This window comes from Curtobacterium sp. 9128 (genome assembly GCF_007673775.1).
Classification (GTDB): Bacteria; Actinomycetota; Actinomycetes; order Actinomycetales; family Microbacteriaceae; genus Curtobacterium.
On sequence record NZ_VEAF01000004.1, the window covers coordinates 1 to 16,501 of the forward strand.

Annotated in this window: 14 protein-coding genes and 1 tRNA gene; 9 read left to right on the top strand and 6 right to left on the bottom strand. The window is 70.4% G+C overall.

Features of this window, described 5'->3' with window-relative positions:
• The 4 genes from FS641_RS08845 to FS641_RS08860 form a co-directional block, all read left to right on the top strand.
• The coding region (locus tag FS641_RS08845) for an LPXTG cell wall anchor domain-containing protein (protein WP_144762936.1) at positions 1-688 on the top strand (688 nt) is incomplete at its 5' end.
• A 145-nt stretch (positions 689-833) separates the two neighbouring features.
• Positions 834-5,285, top strand: a complete 4,452-nt coding sequence (locus FS641_RS18055) for a hypothetical protein (RefSeq protein WP_186317668.1) — start codon at positions 834-836, stop codon at positions 5,283-5,285.
• A 122-nt stretch (positions 5,286-5,407) separates the two neighbouring features.
• Positions 5,408-5,495: transfer RNA gene (locus FS641_RS08855), tRNA-Ser, on the top strand.
• Between the two features lie 405 nt (positions 5,496-5,900).
• Complete coding sequence (locus FS641_RS08860; protein WP_144762938.1) at positions 5,901-6,161, top strand: TM2 domain-containing protein; 261 nt, start codon at positions 5,901-5,903, stop codon at positions 6,159-6,161.
• Positions 6,162-6,540: 379 nt separating this feature from the next.
• On the opposite strand, the gene FS641_RS08865 is transcribed toward FS641_RS08860, so the two are convergent.
• Complete coding sequence (locus FS641_RS08865) at positions 6,541-7,101, bottom strand: hypothetical protein (protein ID WP_144762940.1); 561 nt, start codon at positions 7,099-7,101, stop codon at positions 6,541-6,543.
• Positions 7,102-7,246: 145 nt separating this feature from the next.
• On the opposite strand from FS641_RS08865, the gene FS641_RS08870 reads away from it, so the two are divergent.
• Positions 7,247-7,897, top strand: coding sequence for an SDR family oxidoreductase (locus FS641_RS08870; protein ID WP_144762942.1), 651 nt, complete (start codon positions 7,247-7,249; stop codon positions 7,895-7,897).
• Between the two features lie 107 nt (positions 7,898-8,004).
• A complete protein-coding gene (locus FS641_RS08875; RefSeq protein WP_186317669.1) occupies positions 8,005-8,625 on the top strand; it encodes a TetR/AcrR family transcriptional regulator in 621 nt (206 codons plus the stop codon).
• A 6-nt stretch (positions 8,626-8,631) separates the two neighbouring features.
• On the opposite strand, the gene FS641_RS08880 is transcribed toward FS641_RS08875, so the two are convergent.
• Both FS641_RS08880 and FS641_RS08885 read right to left on the bottom strand, forming a co-directional pair.
• Positions 8,632-9,060, bottom strand: a complete 429-nt coding sequence (locus FS641_RS08880) for a BLUF domain-containing protein (RefSeq protein WP_144762946.1) — start codon at positions 9,058-9,060, stop codon at positions 8,632-8,634.
• Between the two features lie 17 nt (positions 9,061-9,077).
• On the bottom strand, positions 9,078-9,509 hold the full coding sequence (locus tag FS641_RS08885) for a VOC family protein (protein ID WP_144762948.1): 432 nt from the start codon (positions 9,507-9,509) through the stop codon (positions 9,078-9,080).
• Positions 9,510-9,532: 23 nt separating this feature from the next.
• Here FS641_RS08885 and FS641_RS08890 point away from each other — a divergent pair, with 23 nt between their 5' ends.
• Genes FS641_RS08890 through FS641_RS08900 form a run of 3 tightly spaced genes read left to right on the top strand, consistent with a single transcriptional unit; the run spans position 9,533 to position 11,562 of the window.
• Positions 9,533-10,240, top strand: a complete 708-nt coding sequence (locus tag FS641_RS08890) for a histidine phosphatase family protein (protein WP_144762950.1) — start codon at positions 9,533-9,535, stop codon at positions 10,238-10,240.
• A 33-nt stretch (positions 10,241-10,273) separates the two neighbouring features.
• A complete protein-coding gene (locus tag FS641_RS08895; protein ID WP_144762952.1) occupies positions 10,274-10,798 on the top strand; it encodes a DUF3090 domain-containing protein in 525 nt (174 codons plus the stop codon).
• Positions 10,795-11,562, top strand: coding sequence for an SCO1664 family protein (locus tag FS641_RS08900; RefSeq protein WP_144762954.1), 768 nt, complete (start codon positions 10,795-10,797; stop codon positions 11,560-11,562). The genes FS641_RS08895 and FS641_RS08900 overlap by 4 nt, the downstream gene beginning before the upstream one ends.
• Positions 11,563-11,688: 126 nt before the next feature.
• Here the strand turns inward: FS641_RS08900 and FS641_RS08905 are convergent, their stop codons facing one another.
• The 3 genes from FS641_RS08905 to FS641_RS08915 all read right to left on the bottom strand — a co-directional run bounded on the left by FS641_RS08905 (position 11,689) and on the right by FS641_RS08915 (position 16,417).
• On the bottom strand, positions 11,689-13,722 hold the full coding sequence (locus FS641_RS08905) for a VWA domain-containing protein (protein WP_144762956.1): 2,034 nt from the start codon (positions 13,720-13,722) through the stop codon (positions 11,689-11,691).
• Positions 13,715-15,085: an ATP-binding protein gene (locus FS641_RS08910; RefSeq protein WP_144763807.1), complete on the bottom strand. Its 1,371-nt coding sequence runs from the start codon at positions 15,083-15,085 to the stop codon at positions 13,715-13,717. The genes FS641_RS08905 and FS641_RS08910 overlap by 8 nt, the downstream gene beginning before the upstream one ends.
• 132 nt (positions 15,086-15,217) lie before the next feature.
• Positions 15,218-16,417: a cobalamin-independent methionine synthase II family protein gene (locus FS641_RS08915; protein WP_260855757.1), complete on the bottom strand. Its 1,200-nt coding sequence runs from the start codon at positions 16,415-16,417 to the stop codon at positions 15,218-15,220.
• Between the last annotated feature and the right edge of the window lie 84 nt (positions 16,418-16,501).

Consider the following 16,501-nt stretch of genomic DNA (forward strand, 5'->3'; position numbering starts at 1 on the left):
GTCGAAGTCTGCTGCGGTCGCGGACGCGTCCAAGGACGCATCCCAGGACGCGGCTGCGGACGTGGACGTGAACGGGACGCCGAACTCGTCGGCGAGCTCGAACCCGGGTGCCAACGGTTCGCCCGACTCCGCGTCGAACGCGAACCCGAACCCGAACACGAACGCCTCGGCGTCCGCGGGGGCATCGGTCGACGCGGACGGGAACAACAACCCGGCTGCGAAGGCGGCGGCGAAGGCGGCCGCGAACGACGACGCCACCTCGCAGGCCTCTGCTGCGACCGACGTGACGGCGAAGGCCGCTGCGAAGACCGCCGGCAACATGGTCACCACCGCTTCTGCGGACGCGACCCAGGACGTCGCGGCGAACACGAACGCGGCGGCGAGCGTCGCGGCGAAGGCTGCGTCGAACGCGGACAACTCGTCCTCGACGAACGCGCAGGCATCGGCTGCGAAGAACGCCAACGCCAGTGCTGCATCGCAGGCCGCTGCGACGTCGAACGCTTCGAGCAACGCCTCGGGCAACGCGTCCGGCAACGCCAGCGGGCAGAAGGGCGACCTCGCCTTCACCGGTTCCGACGTCCTCCCGGTCGTCGCACCGCTCGCGGGCCTGCTGGTCCTGCTCGGAGGCGCGATGCTCTTCGTCGCGAAGCGCCGCAAGGCCTCGGAGAAGGTCTCCGACAAGGCCTGATACACCCCGTGGGAGCCCGGCGGAGCCGGGCTCCCACGGCCACGGATCCCGGTGGGGACCACGCTCTCAGCGGTCCCCACCGGGGTCTCCCGAGCCTCCCGGCTCGCGCACCGACCTCACTGCACCACATTCCGAAAGTGATGACATGAAACACAAGGCACCCCCTGGCGCGCGGCGCAAGGGAATCCTCCTCGCGAGCGGCGCGATCGGTCTGACGACCGCGCTGCTCGGGACGGTCGCGGTGTCGGCTGCCACCCAGCCGAACCAGGAATCCGGGACGGAGGCTCGACCCACCTCCTCGACGACGGCCGACGGTACGGCGCGCGACCCCGAGCTCCTCCTCGTCGAGGACTTCGAGAACGGCATGGGGACGACGCCGAAGCTGATCACCGACTACGTGGGGACGGATGGCCGGACCTACACCGCCGACCCTTTCTGGGTCAACGCGTCGCAGTGCAACGGCATCGTCCTCAGCTACACCAGCTCGGACATGGCCGGGTGTGGTTCCGGTCCTTCGCAGCAACTCAAGGCCCTCGCCAATGCGCTCGGCCAGGTCACCGGCACGCCCGCCGAGACCAACCACATCGTCAGCGCCTACACGACGTCGATCAACCCCGCGCGGGGGAGTGTCCAGCTCGAATCCGTGCAGCCGTACCAGGTGGACGAGAGCGGCCGCTTCATCTCCTTCGGTGTGAGTGCTGCAGCGGCGAGCTGTCAGGTCTCCTCCGCTGCGCCGCCGCTCCTCGACTTCTCGTTGATCGACGGTACGACCGAACACAAGATCGCTGACACGCCGATCAATCCCTGCACCGACAGGGGATCGTCGTCCTACACGGTGGGGAGCATCCCCGTGAAGGCCGGCCAGTTCGTCTCGAAGGGTGGACTCCTGTTCACCGGCGACACCGTTCGATGGCGGATGCGCAACCAACAGCCGACCTCCAACGGCAACGACGGCGCCGTGGACCGAGTGTCCATCCTCGACTCGACGCCGACGATGACCCAGACGCTGACCGGGACCCCGATCGTCGGTGACACCGCTCGCATGACCTACCGCGTGGTCAACACGACGGAACACGGGCAGAAGCCCGGTTGGTCGTTCACTGCCGACCTCCCGTCCGGCCTGACGGTCGCACCGACGCCGAACCAGTCGACGACCTGCGCTTCGCCGGAGGTGGCCGCCGCAGCTGGCGCGACCTCCGTGAGCGTGGGCGGCGGCCTCGCCGAGGGTGCTGTGGACTGCACCGTCTCGGTCGACGTCACGACCACGACGCCCGGCACCTACACGGCCGACAGCGGCCTCGTGACCACGCACACCGGTCTCGACCTCGCCGGGACGTCCTCGGTGACGTTTGCGCCGGAGCAGAACGCACTCACCGTGACCGGTACCCCGGTCATCACCGGTGGCAACGGCGACGCCGTGGCCGACCTCGGTGAGCAGATCGCGTTCCGTTACGACGTGAAGAACGACGGCAACGTCGCGGTCCACGACCTGAAGATCGGCGAGTCGGCCGACTCCTGCGCTGCGACGGACATCGCGGCGGGTGCGACCGTCTCGTGCACCACCCCCACCCGTGCGGTCACCCAGGACGACGTCGACGCCGGCAGCATCGACGACTCGGTGTCGATCTCCGCGTTCTCGCGTCTCGACGTGCCGGTCGCGGGTTCCGGTGCTGCCACGGTGAGCACCAGCGAGCAGAACGCCGGGGCGGGGCTCGTCCTCGCGCCGGTCGTGAAGACCACCGGTGACCCGGGTGTCGGCGACACCGTCACGCTGAGCGTCACGGCCTCGAACACGGGCAACGTCACGCTCCGTGACACGCGCATCGAGATCGGCGGTGCCCGCGGGATGACCGTCACGTGCCCGGTGTCGATCGCGCCCGGCGCGTCCGTCGAGTGCGACGTCGCGGGGTCGTACGAGGTGACCCAGGCCGACGTCGACCACGGTTCGGTCGAGTTCACGGCCACGGCGACGAGCACGTCGCCGAAGGGCGTCGAGGTCGAGGCGGAGGCGAGGACCACCCAGACGACCGTGGCGCAGGCACCCGAGGTGTCCGCGTCGTTCTCCGGCACGATCGCCGGGAAGGCCCCGAAGGCCGGCGACTCCGTGTCGTTCACCGGTTCCGTGGAGAACACCGGCAACGTCACCCTGCACGGGCTGACCGCGACCGTCCCGGGCTTCGACGGCCTCACCGTCGCCGTGACCGACGACGAGCTCGCACCCGGCACCTCGACCGCCGTGACGGTGTCGGACCACACGCTCACCCAGGCGGACATGGACGCCGGCACGCTGACCGTCCCGCTGCACGTCGCCGGCGTCGGTCCGAAGGACCAGCAGGTCGAGGACGACGCACGGGCAGATCTCCAGATCGAGCAGCGGACCGCGCTCACGGCGAAGTTCGGGGCGTCGCTCGACGCCACGGCTACGCCGAAGGCCGGCGACACGGTCTCGCTCACCGGCACGCTCAAGAACAGCGGCACCGTGACCCTGTCGGACATCACCGCATCGATGCTCGGTCGATCCGAGCTCTCCGTCGACGTCCCCTCCGGTCCGCTCGCTCCCGGTTCCGAGGTCCCGGTGACGATCGCTGCGTACCCGCTCGCCCAGGACGACATCGACGACGGTCTCGTCTCGTTCACCATGCGCGGTGAGTCGCACGGGCCGAAGAGCCAGGTCGCGAACAGCGAGGCCGGCGCGAGCCTGGACCTCGAGCAGGCCGCCGGTGCGGGCCTCGCACTGGCGCCGGTCGTGAAGACGACGACCGACCCGGGCGTCGGCGACAAGGTGTCGCTCGGCGTGACCGCATCGAACACCGGCAACGTGACCGTCCGCAACACGACGATCGTCATCGACGGTGACCGCGGCATGACCGTCACCTGCCCCGCGACCATCGCACCCGGCAAGTCCGTCAAGTGCTCCGTCGAGGGCTCCTACAAGGTGACCCAGGCCGACGTCGACCGTGGCTCGGTCACCTTCGACGCGACCGCGACGAGCACGGCGCCCAAGGGCGTCGAGGTGAAGGCATCTGCGAAGGCCACGCAGGCGACCGTCGCGCAGGTTCCGGCCGTGTCGGCGAAGTTCAGCGGCACGCTGAGCAGCAAGAAGGCGCCGAAGGCCGGTGACGCGGTGTCCTTCACCGGATCGATCCGGAACAGCGGCAACGTCACCCTGCACGGTGTGACCGCCGCCGTCCCCGGGTTCGACGGCCTGCGTGTGTCGGTCGCCGAGGAACGACTCGCACCCGGTGCCTCCGCCGCGGTGTCGGTGTCCGACTACACGCTGACCCAGGCGGACGTCGACGCGGGCGCGCTGAGCGTCCCGATGCACGTCGTCGCCGTCGGCCCGAAGGACCAGCAGGCCCAGGACGACGCTGAGACCGAGCTCGAGTTCGAGCAGCAGGCGACGATGAGCGCGCGCTTCGGCGCCGTGCTCGACGCGGAGGGTGCTCCGAACGCGGGCGACACCGTGACGCTCACGGGAACGCTGGCCAACACCGGCACGGTGACCCTCGCCGACGTGCAGGTCTCCCTGCCCGGCCACGAGGACCTGGCGATCGAGGCGCCGGAGACGATCGCTCCGGGAACGACGGCGAAGCTCACCATCGCCGGGTACCCGCTGTCCCAGACGGACGTCGACTCCGGCACGGTGCGCTTCTCGCTCGCCGCTGCCGCGACGGGACCGAATGGGCAGACGACCTCGGCGGACGAGACCGCTGACGTGACGCTGCTGCAGGAACCGCAGGTGCAGTCCGTGCTCTCGGCGCACCTGGCCGAGACCGACCACGGTTCGGCTCCGCGCGTCGGCGACGAGGTCGTGCTCTCCGCGACCGTCTCGAACGCGGGCAACGTCACGCTCGAGGGCCTGGAGTCCGTCGTGTCAGACGGCGACCCCGAGCAGGTCGGCGACGGCACCCTCGCCCCGGATGCCGAGGTCGTGCCCGAGCTGGCACCGTACGTCCTCACCCAGCAGGACATCGACCGCGGGACGGTCGGGTTCGACCTGACCACCGCGGGCACGACGCCCACGGGTGACTCGGTCTCCTCCGGTGACCACCGCGACGTCTCGCTGGAGTCCTCGGCCAGCATCGACATCAGCGGCGAGTACACCGCGTCGAACTCGGCGGAGACGCTGCGCCCCGGCGACGTCGTCACCGGTTCCTTCCGGTTCGCCAACACCGGCAACCGGACGCTCGACCGCGCCGAGGTCGAGCAGCAGGTCGGCACGCGGATCTCGTGCGGGACCGAGGCGCTGCAGCCCGGGCAGGTGGAGTCCTGCGAGACGAGCTACACGGTCACCGAGGCCGACGTCGCATCCGGCTCGCTGACCTTCTCCGCCAAGGCGAAGGGCCAGTACACGGTCACCGAGCAGGCCGACGAGGCGACGGCAGCCCGCGCAGCCACCCCGGCTGTCGCGCAGAAGACCGTGTGGGTGTTCTCGAAGGAGATCACGAAGAAGTTCGTCGTCGAGGCGGCTCCGCAGGAGCTCGCCTTCACCGGGACGAACGTGGTCATGATCGGCCTCCCGGTCGCGATCGTCGTGCTGCTGCTCGGCCTGGTGCTGCTGCTCGCAGCCCGGAACGCGCGGCGCCGCCGAGTGTGACCTGACACGGACACGACGACCCCCGACCACTCCGGTCGGGGGTCGTCGTGTTCCTGCCGGCGGACGGGAGGCCCGGTACACTGCTCGGGACACGGTCACGTCTCGCCACGTGGCCGTGTCATGGAGGGTTGTCCGAGTGGCCGATGGAGCCTGTCTTGAAAACAGGTGGGCAGCGATGTCTCGTGGGTTCGAATCCCACACCCTCCGCCATCATCAAGGTCCTTGATCCGCATGATCATGCGGATCGCGCTGGGCATCGTCTTCGTTCCCGGCTGCTCCTGCCCGCGATGTGACCTCGATCGTCTGCCCAAGATCGTGATGAAGGCGGCTCTCGATGAACGTGTGGCTCGACCTTAGGTAGCGGCCCGCGGGCGATGACCGGGGCTGGCTCTGCAGCGTCGTAGGCGACTCATCGGAGTTTCCTCGGGTGGACTCGGCGCCAGCCGAGCCTCTCCCTCGTCACGTCGTCGCCTGGCCAAATGGTGTGGCAGCGGAATCCTTTCGCACAGGCAATCTCGGAGCGTGCCCCGCTTGGGGGCGTCGAACTGCGGCGGCTCAGCCTGTACGTTCCCCGAGGTGGGGATCGCTCACCAGTGACCCGATCAGGAGACCTCGATGACCAGCACCGCCGCCGCCTCACAGCAGACGTATGCCAATGCCCGACCGCAGAAGCACATCGGCACTGCCTACAAGTGGGCCTTCTTCTTCGGCGTCGTCGGCGCTCACCGCTACTACATGGGGAAGATCGGCACAGGCATCCTCTACACCTTCACTGGCGGCCTCTTCGGCATCGGCGTGCTCGTTGACATCTTCACCCTCGACGGCCAGGTCATCGACGTCAACGAGAAGAACTCCGTCGCGCCGACGCTGCGGTAGCACTCGCGTCGGATCCGCCGGGGAGGAGCGAGGCGAGCCATGTCTGAGCCTCCTCTCAGGTGGTCCGCGCATTCGGGCGACTCGGCGTCGGGTACACAGTGGTCATGTAGTCGTCGCGGACGAGATCCCGAACTGACTCCGCCGAGACCCGTACCGCGACCGCGAACTCCGCGATCGAGCACTGACACGCGAACCGCGCGCAGCGCGGCGCCCAGCCTCCTCGCTACCAGGCTGTCTCAGTCGCCCACGTCGAAGCCGTGCAGCGTGGTCCGATCTCGTCGTCTGCGCCAGTGGAGCTGTACTTCCAGGGATCTGAGACGTCTGCCGCGCAACTGCCGGGCAGGGTGGTCTCGAGAGGCACACACTCCTCACCGATTCGTCACTCGCTCGTGCACCCCTGCAAAGGCCCTCCGTCCTGGAGGTCGGATGCACCACGGTGTTCGGCTTCCGGAGCCGTTCCCCGTCTGCGCGAGTCGATCTCGGTGGAACCATCGACGTCGTTCGGCGTAGCCGTCACCGCGTGCGTCCTGCTCGTTCCCCAAGGGGCGTCCTGCCACAGCCACACCGATCGGGGCGAGACGAACGACTCTCTGATGATCGTGACGATGCCAGCGGCGATGCCGCAGTACGCAAGGACGAAGGTCACCGCCGTCTCGTCGGTGAGCGCGAGCACTGCTACTCCATACGGGAGGAACGCTGCGACGATCGCCCACAGCTGCCATCCCGTGCGTTCGTACCGCCGCAGCCCGATCGGGAACACCGGGACCGCGGCTGCAGTCAGCGCAACGACTCCGACCAGGTACCCCTGAGGGCCGAACCGGAGTGCAAGGCTGAGTATCCACGCATTGAAGTACCAGAGCGACAAAGCTGCAGAACTCAGGAGCGCAATGCGAACGATCACGTTCCCGCGACTGAGTCGCTTCGGAGAAGCGGTGAGCATTCGTCGATTGTATGGCCTTCTCGACGACCCTCGATGCCGTGTTCCCTGCGCCGGGCCCATCGCCGAGAGATGAGCTCCCTCGCCTCCGGGGGTCCTCGCTTCTGCCGCGACGGAGCACGGAGGCGCCCCGCGTACCGTCGACGGCATGAGCGACATCATCATCTTCGGCGGCCACGGCAAGGTCGCACTCCTCGCGACCCGCATCCTCAGCGAGCGCGGTCACCACGTCACGTCCGTCATCCGGAACGCCGACCAGTCCGACGAGATCCGCGCCCACGGCGGCGATCCGGAGGTGGCCGACATCCAGACGCAGTCGCTGTCGGACCTCGAGGAGCTCGTCCGCGGCAAGGACGCGGTCGTGTGGTCCGCCGGCGCCGGCGGGGGATCGGCCGACCGGACCTGGGCGATCGACCGGGACGCCGCCGTGCTGACGGTGCAGGCGGCTGCGCGCGCAGGTGTGCAGCGCTACGTGATGGTCTCGTGGGCCGGGTCGGTCCTCGACCACGGGGTGCCGCAGGACGACGACTTCTTCGCCTACGCCCAGTCGAAGATGATCGCGGACGCGGTGCTCCGGGACTCCGGGCTCGCGTGGACCATCGTGGCACCGAGCACCCTGACCGACGACGAGCCCACCGGCAGCATCGACTGGGACGGCGAGGCGACGAAGGTCTCGCGTGCCGACGTGGCACACGTCGTCGCGGACGTGCTCGAGTCCGACGGCACCGCCGGCAGCACCTTCCGCTTCAACGGCGGATCGACCCCGATCGCCGAGTTCCTCCGCGCCGACCAGGCCTGAGTCGCCGCGCCGCCCGGCGCCGCCGGGCTGCCGCGCCGCCGGGCTGCCGGTCCGGTGGCGCCGCAGCCGGCACCGGCCCCGGCGCCGCCGGCCAGTACGGTGGTGCCGTGGGAGAACCGGCGGAGCGAGGGCGTCGCGCGGTGATCGTCGAGGCCGCCGCGGGGGAGTTCGACCGCGACGGCTACGCCACGGCCAGCATCGCCGGGATCGCCCGCGCGGCCGGCATCGGGCAGGGTGCGCTCCACCACCACTTCCCGACGAAGCTGTCGATCGCCCACGCGGTGATCGACGAGCAGAACGCCAGGACCTTCGCCGCGATGGACTTCACCGACGAGTCCCCGGTCGGGTCGCTCGTGCGGGCCTCCCGCGCGATCGCGGACCTGCTCATGGCGGACCTGGTCGTCCGGGCCGGCATCCGGCTCTCGCTCGAGCACGGCGTGCTCGCCGGCGCGACCTCGAGCTTCTACGAACAGTGGATCGCCGGGGTGGTGGACGTCTTCCGGCTCGCCGTCGCCCGCGGCGAGGTCGGGTCCGCACTGACACCGGAGCAGCTCGGTGACACGGTGGTGCCCTACTTCACGGGGGTGCAGCTCGTGTCGAACGTCCGGTCGGGGCGTGCCCATCTGCTGCCCTCGGTAGGGACGATGTGGCGCGTCCTGGTCCTGGCATCGGTGGAACGGGCACACCGCGGCCGTCTGCTCGCCCTCGTGGACGACCTCTTCGGCTGAGCGAGGTCAGACGTCGTGGAGTTCGCGGTCGCGGAACCACTTCAGCAGCCACGCGGCGCTCGTCCGGTCGAAGGACCGCGGGAAGTCGGTGGTCCCGGTGAGGAACGGGCTGAACCCCTCCTCGACGGCGAGGTCGTGGTCGTCGAGCCCGCGGTAGGCCATCGACCACCCGTCGAACCGGCGTCGCTCGATGTCCTCGCGGATCAGCGACGTGACCTCGGAGTGCCGCGGGTCCTGCGAGATGACGGCGAACCGGTCGTCGACGCTCCACGCCGGACCCTCGAGCAACTGCATGAACCGGCCGCCCTTGGCGACGAGGAGCCCGGAGACGCCGAGCGCCTCGTTGTTGAGGCGGGCTTCGCGGAGCAGCTCGCCGAGGTCGGCGTCGGAGAAGGGCTGTTCCGCGCGACTCATGTAGACGATCGAGACGAGCACGGGACCATCCTGCCGGGTCAGACCTGACGGTGTCCGACGGAGGACTGGAATCGGATGAGGTACCCGTCGGGGTCGGTCACCAGGAACTGGCGGACACCGGCCTCCCGCGCGGCGTCGACGCGGTACCACTTCGTCTCCGGCTCGAGGAAGAGCGGGATGCTCGCCGACCGCAGGTCCGCGGCGATCGCGTCGCTGTCCGGAACGCTGACCTGGAGGTTGATCCCGCGACCGTAGGGCCGCTCGAGCGGGCCCGTGACCCACTTCCGCCCGACGCCGGCCTGCTCGAGCATGACGTGCGCCGAACCGAGGACGACGTACGCGAAGCGTTCCTCCGGTCGGTCGTACGCCACGGTGAACCCGCAGAGGTCGACCCAGAACGCCAGGCTCGTGTCGAGGTCGTCGACGAGGAGTTCGGGGACGAGGGCGGGGTCGGGCGATGGCGAGGTCACGGGTCCAGCCTAGGATCGACCCCATGGCGACCGTCCTCCTCGTCCGGCACGGACGTACCACCGCGAACGCGACCGGACTCCTGGCGGGCCGCACCGCCGGGGTCGCGCTCGACAGCACCGGCAAGCAGCAGGCAGCCAGGACCGCGGAGCGCATCGCCGCCGTCCCCCTCGCGGCCGTCGTGTCGAGTCCGCTCGAGCGCTGCCGGCAGACCGCGCGCGCGATCACGGCCTTCCAGGACGGCACACCCGAGCAGCGCATCGAGCGCGGGATCACGGAGTGCGACTACGGCGAGTGGCAGAACCGGAAGCTCGCCGACCTGGCGAAGGAGCCGCTCTGGCGGACCGTGCAGACGAACCCGAGCGCGGTGGTCTTCCCCGGCGGGGAGTCCATGCAGACCATGCAGTCCCGCGCGGTGTCCGCGATCCGCCGACTCGACGCCGAGATCGAACAGGAGCACGGCCCGCACGCGGTCTGGGTCGCGGTGAGCCACGGCGACGTCATCAAGTCGATCCTCGCGGACGCCCTCGGCATGCACCTCGACCTGTTCCAACGGATCACGGTCGGTCCGGCGTCCGTGTCCGTCGTGCGCTACGGCGAGCACCGCCCGGAGGTCGCCGCGACCAACACCGACTCCGGCGACCTGTCGTGGCTCAGGGCGGCGGCAGCCCCGACCGGGGACGCCGCGGTCGGCGGTGGTGCGGGCAACGAGACCGGAACCGCCAGTCCCTGAACGGACGCAGGCACCCGCTCCTACAATGCGGGTATGCCCCCCATCGTCCACGGCTTCGACTGGCCGGACCGTCTCGTCGTCGGCACCATCGGGCGCCCCGGTGAGCGGTCCTTCTACCTGCAGGCACGCGACGGCCGCCGTGTGGTGAGCGTCGCCCTCGAGAAGGAACAGTCCGCGGTCCTGGCCGAGAAGCTCGACGAGCTCCTCGACGAGGTCGCCACCGTGGAGGAGAACCGGTTCAGCGTGCCCCCGACGGTGCCGCGCGAGCTGCACGACGTCGACCCGCTCGACCAGCCGGTGGAGCCCGAGTTCCGGGCCGGCGCCCTCAGCCTGGGGTTCGACCCCGCGACGGCGCAGGTGGTCATCGAGGCGTACCCGATCGAGGACGAGATCGAGATCTCCGAAGAGGCCGACGAGACCGGGGAGATCGAGGCCGTCGTCGAGATGCCCGAGCCCACGGAGCTCCTCCAGGTCAAGATCCCGGTCGGCACGGCACGCGCCTTCGTCGAGCGGACCCGTGAGGTCGTCGCGGCCGGACGGCAGCCCGGCGACGCATGACCGGAGCCGAGGCGAGCGGGATGCAGCTCACCGCCCGCATCCGCGAGGCATCGAACGCCACGTTCCTCGCCGAGCTCGACGGTGAGCAGGTGGTCTACAAGCCGATCGCGGGGGAGAAGCCCCTCTGGGACTTCCCGGACGGCACACTCGCCGGCCGTGAGGTCGCCGCCTTCCTGGTCTCCGAGGCGTTCGGGTGGCGCGTCGTGCCGCCGACGTGGCTCGGTGACGGGCCGCTCGGACGCGGCATGGTGCAGCGGTGGCAGGACGTCGACCCGGACCAGGACGCCGTCGACGTCATCCCGACCGAGGAGGCCGAGCAGCCGGACCAGCGGATGAAGACCGTCCTCGAGGCGATCGACGAGCACGACCGACCGGTCACCCTGGTGCACGAGGACACCCCGGCCCTCCGCCGGATGGCCGTCTTCGACGTCGTGGCCAACAACGCGGACCGGAAGGGCGGGCACGTCCTCGCGATGCCGGACGGCCACCGCCACGGTGTCGACCACGGCCTCACCTTCCACGTCGAGCACAAGCTCCGCACGGTGCTCTGGGGCTGGGTCGGTGAACCGCTGCACGACGACGAGCTGGCCGGGATCGACCGCGTCGTCACCGCGCTCCACGGAGACCTCGGCGTACAGCTCGAGGAGCACCTGACCGTCGACGAGATCGACAACCTCGAGGCGCGATGCGCCGCCCTGGCGGCGACCGGCCGCTTCCCCGCCCCCAACGGGTACGGGCCGGCCGTCCCCTGGCCGCTCTTCTGAGCGGACCTGCGCAGCAGGGCGACAGGGACGCCCGCGGGCGCGCGCACACTCGTCGTCACCGCGCGCAGATGGCGAGGGACGACGGACGGGAGGCCCGTGGCGGCACCGCCACGGGCCTCCAGGCCGTCAGCCGAACCGGCCGAACCCGCCCCAGTCGTCGTCGCGGAAGAGCGCGCCGCCGCGTCGTGACCCCAGGTAGGAGCCGACCACGGCGACCCCGAGGTCGTCGTTCTCCGGCGCGGTGACCGTGCCGTCCACGCGCCGGGCCATGCCGTCGATGAAGCGGGCGAGACCTGGGTCGTCGCCGAGCCGGAAGAAGGTCGTCTGCGCGCCGAGCCGGCGGGCGTTGTCGAGCTCACGGACGCTCAGCGCGATCGTCATCGGGTCCGGCGGGTAGCTGAAGAACACCTGCCCGTCGGGCTCGAGGTGCGACGTCGGCTCGCCGTCGGTGACGATGAGCAGCACCGGTTGCGCCGTGGGGTGCTTCCGGAAGTGCCGGTTCGCCAGGAGCAGCGCGTGGTGCAGGTTCGTGCCCTTGTCCCACATCGCGTCGAGGCCGACAAGCTGCTCGACGTCCATCACCTCGGCCTCGCGCCCGAAGGCGATGAGCTGGAGCTCGTCGCCGCGGAACCGGGTGGAGATGAGCGTGTGCAGGGCGAGCGCGGTGCGCTTCATCGGGACCCAGCGGTCCTCCATCGCCATCGAGAACGACGTGTCGACCAGCAGCGCCACGCACGCCTGCGTCCGTGCCTCGGTCTCCTGCACCTCGACGTCGTCGATCGTCAGGCGCACCCCGGCGTCGTCACGGCCTGACGCTGCCGTGCGGGTGACGGCGTTCGTGATGGTGCGGGGGATGTCCCACGGCTCGGTGTCGCCGAAGGCCCACTGGCGGGTGGCGCCGGACGGCTCGCCGGACGCTCCCGAACGGCGGAGGTCACGTGCGCCCTGCCGACCGGACATCTTCTGCGCGACGTCCTTGAGCAGGCTCTTGCCGAGCTGCCGCATGGCCTTCGGCGTGAGCTTGTACTGCCCGTCGGCACCGCGACGCATCGTGCCGGAGTTGCGGAGGGCCTTCTCGAGCTGCTGGAGCGTCCTGGCGTCGACCGCGGCGTCGTTCCCGAGCTGCCGGGCGAGCGACTCCAGGTCGAGGTCGTCGAGGTCCGAACCCGGGCTCGACTGCGCGAGCTGCTCGGCGAGGGCGTCGAGGTCGGCGATGTCCTGGAACACCCCGGTGCCGTCGCCGAGGCCGAGCCCCTGGTCGCCCTCCATCCGCTCGGACCCGCCCCAGTCCTCCCCGGGGCGGAGCGCGCGGAGGTTCCCGTCGAGCTGGCTGAGCGCGCCCATGAGGTCGGGGGAGCCGAACGCCTGCTGCGCCAGGGCATCGAGTTCGTCGCGCTGCTCCTGCGTCATCGAGTTCCGCATCCGCTGGGCGGCGGCCGACCGGGCGGCGAGGTCGTCGAGCAGTTCGTCGACGTTCTGCGGACCCGACGGGAAGTACTCGCCGTGCTTCGCCATGAACTCGTCGAACTGCTCCTGCGTGTCGGTACCGGCGCGGTGGTCCTCGAGGAGCTGGTTGAGGTCCTGCATCATCGCCTGCACGTCGGCGCGGTCGGCGTCGCTGGCGTTCTCGAGCGCCTGCTTCATGCCGGTGAAGCGCTGGTCGAGCATCTCGCGGCCGAGCAGGTCCTTGATCTCCTCGAACTTCTGCCTGGCCTCCGGGCTCTTCCAGTCGTAGGCGCCCAGTTCGCTGACCGCCGCCGCCGGCGACGGCGGGAGGCTGTCGAGCTGCATCTCGGCCAGGGCACGGTCGCCGTCGTCCATCTCGGTGTCGCGCGCGAGCTGCCCACGCTCAGCGAGCACGGCCTCGTCGAGCAGCTGTTTGATCTGCTGCAGGGTGCCGTCGAGGTTGTTCTTCGCCGTGAGTTCGCGGCGCTTCTCGGCGACGCGCCGTGCCAGGTCGTCGAGACCGCGCTGGTCACGGCCGCCGCGGCGCAGGAACTCCCGCATGGCCCGCTCGGGGGAGTACCCCGCCATGACGTCCTGGCCGATCGCGTCGAGCGCCTCGGACAGGTCGGCGGGCGGCGCGAGCGGATCGGGACCGCCCTCGTACCTGCCGTACCGGGTGTCCCGCGACAACCGGCGGTTCTGCCGACTAGCCATAGACGGCTTCGCCCCCGCCGGACTCCTTGCTGATCTTGCGCGCGAGGAACAGACCCTCGAGCGCGAGCTCGATCGCGCCGGCCCGTTCGCCGTCGTTCGTGGCGCCGAGTCGTTCGCAGATCTGGTCGTAGAGGTCGGACTCGCCGAGCGAGGGGAGACCCTCGAGGAACGCCCGCGCCGACACCTGCTCGCCGGTGGTCACCATCGTGCCGCCGTCGAGGGCCTCGACCAGCTGGCCGAGGTCGAGCCCGCGCAGCCGGGACCGGACGGTCTCGGCGGTCGCGGTGCGGAGCAGGTGCTCGAGCACCTCGTCGGCCCGGTCCTCCTCGCCGGACTCGAACTCGATCTTGCCGCCGAGGACGTCGACCGCCGTCTCGAGGTCGATCGGTCGGGCGACCGGTTCCGTCTCGCCCTGTCGTGCCGCGCGGTGCACGGCCGCGGCGGAGACGGTCTCGGCGCCGGCGATCGAGAAGCGTGCGCTGACGCCGCTCCGCTGGTCCACGGCGCTCGACTCTCGCAGCGCCCGGGTGAAGCGGGCGAGGATCTCGACGAGTGCGTCGGGGACGTCGGCGGTCAGGTGCGCCTCCTGGCGGATGACGGCGATCTCGTCCTCGAGCTCGATCGGGTAGTGCGTGCGGATCTCGGCGCCGAAGCGGTCCTTGAGCGGCGTGATGATCCGGCCGCGGTTCGTGTAGTCCTCGGGGTTCGCGCTGGCGACGACGAGCACGTCGAGCGGCAGACGGAGCACGTAGCCGCGGATCTGCACGTCGCGCTCCTCCATCACGTTGAGCATCGCGACCTGGATGCGCTCGGCCAGGTCGGGGAGCTCGTTGATGGCGACGATGCCGCGGTGCGCCCGCGGGATGAGGCCGAAGTGGATCGTCTCGGGGTCGCCGAGGCTGCGACCCTCCGCGACCTTCATGGGGTCGACGTCGCCGATGAGGTCGGCCACCGAGGTGTCCGGCGTCGCGAGCTTCTCGACGTAGCGGCCGTCACGGTGCCACCAGTCGATGGGCATGGCGTCGCCGAGCTCCTCGGCACGGCGGATGCTCGCGGTCGTGATCGGCTCGTAGGGGTGTTCGCCGAGTTCGGAGCCGGCGATCACCGGGGTCCACTCGTCGAGCAGCCCCTGCATCGTGCGGAGGAGCCGGGTCTTGCCCTGGCCACGCTCGCCGAGCAGGACCACGTCGTGGCCGGCGATGAGGGCACGTTCGAGCTGTGGGATGACGGTGGTCTCGAAGCCGTGCAGGCCGGGCCAGGGGTCGCGGCCCTCGCGGAGGGCACTGAGCAGGTTGTCGCGGATCTCGGCGCGGACCGTCTTCTGGACGTGACCAGAGGTGCGGAGCTCGCCGACCGTTCTCATGGTGGGTCGGGTCACGTGGTCGACGGTACGCCTGACCGCCGACGAACCGGCCCACCTGTTCGCCCAGGGCGAGTGACGACGGACGGAAGGCTCGGTGCCAGCTGGCACCGAGCCTCCCGTCCGCCGTCGGCGTCAGCCGAAGAGCCGCTTGCTCGCGATCTCGGCACCCTCGGTGAGCGCGCGGAGCTTCGCCCACGCGACGTCCGTCGCGACGAACTCGTAGCTGGCGAACGTGGCCAGGCCGCAGTCGGTGCCGGCCACGATGCGGGTCGGGTCGCCGACCGCCTCGGCCGCCTCGACGATGCGGTTCGCGACGAGCTGCGGGTGCTCCAGGTAGTTCGTCGTCACGTCGATGACGCCGGCGACGAGGACCGCGTCCTCGGGGAGCGGCAGGTCGCGGAACGCCGGGAACTCGTGCGCGTGGCGGGGGTTGCCGAACGGGATGCTGAAGGACCCGACCTGCGCGCGGTACAGGTGGGGGAGCAGGACGTCCACGGGGACGTCGTCCTGGTGCGGACCCTGCCAGTTGCCGTAGCAGACGTGCAGGCGTGTCTGCTCCTTCGGGATGTTCCGGAGCGCGTGGTTGAGCGCGTCGACGTGCAGGTCGACCGCTGCCAGGAACTCGTCGAGGCTGGCGTCGCCGAAGTGGATGACCCGCTCCATCGCGAGGTCGGGTGCGTCCAGCTGGAGGACGTGCCCGCGGGCGACGATCTCCTCGTACTCGATCCGGAGCTGTTCCGCGAGGGCGAAGACGTACTCGCGGTGGTCGGCGTAGTGCGGGTTCTGGTCGTCGAGCAGCAGCGTCGTCGCGACGATACCGGGGGTGGCTGCGGAGATGAAGGTCCCGGCGGGCTTCCGCCCGGCTGCGGCGTTCCGCGCGAGTTCGCGCTCGAAGCCGTCGAGGTCCTCGCGGATGCCGGCGCGCTCTGCGTCGTACTCGAGCAGGCCCTGCGCGACCGGGGTGTCCCAGACCCGGGCGAACTCGGCGCCCTCGTCGATCTGCTTGGCCTGGAAGGCCGCGTAGTCCGGGAACTTGAGCGAGTCGAGCGTCGGCTTCCGGTGCCCGACGCCGCCGAAGCCGCTGAGGCGCTCGCGGATGTACGTCGAGAAGCCCACGCGGGGGACCTCGCCGTCGTTGATCACGTCCAGGCCGGCGTCGAGCTGGGCGTCGACGGTCGCGGCGAGGACGGAAGCCGTCTCGTCCCGGAGGGCCTGCTCGTCGTACGGCTTGCCCTGGTCGCGGGCGACGAGCAGGGCAGTCAGCTCGGGGGTCCGGGGGAGCGAACCGGTGTGGGTGGTCAGGATGCGGTCGGTCGAGTTCTGCAGCGGCACGGCTCCACGCTACTTGTGAGAATCCATAGCAGCCGCGATGATCATCATCGGGTCGTCCGGACGCCACCGCGCCGACACCCTCGC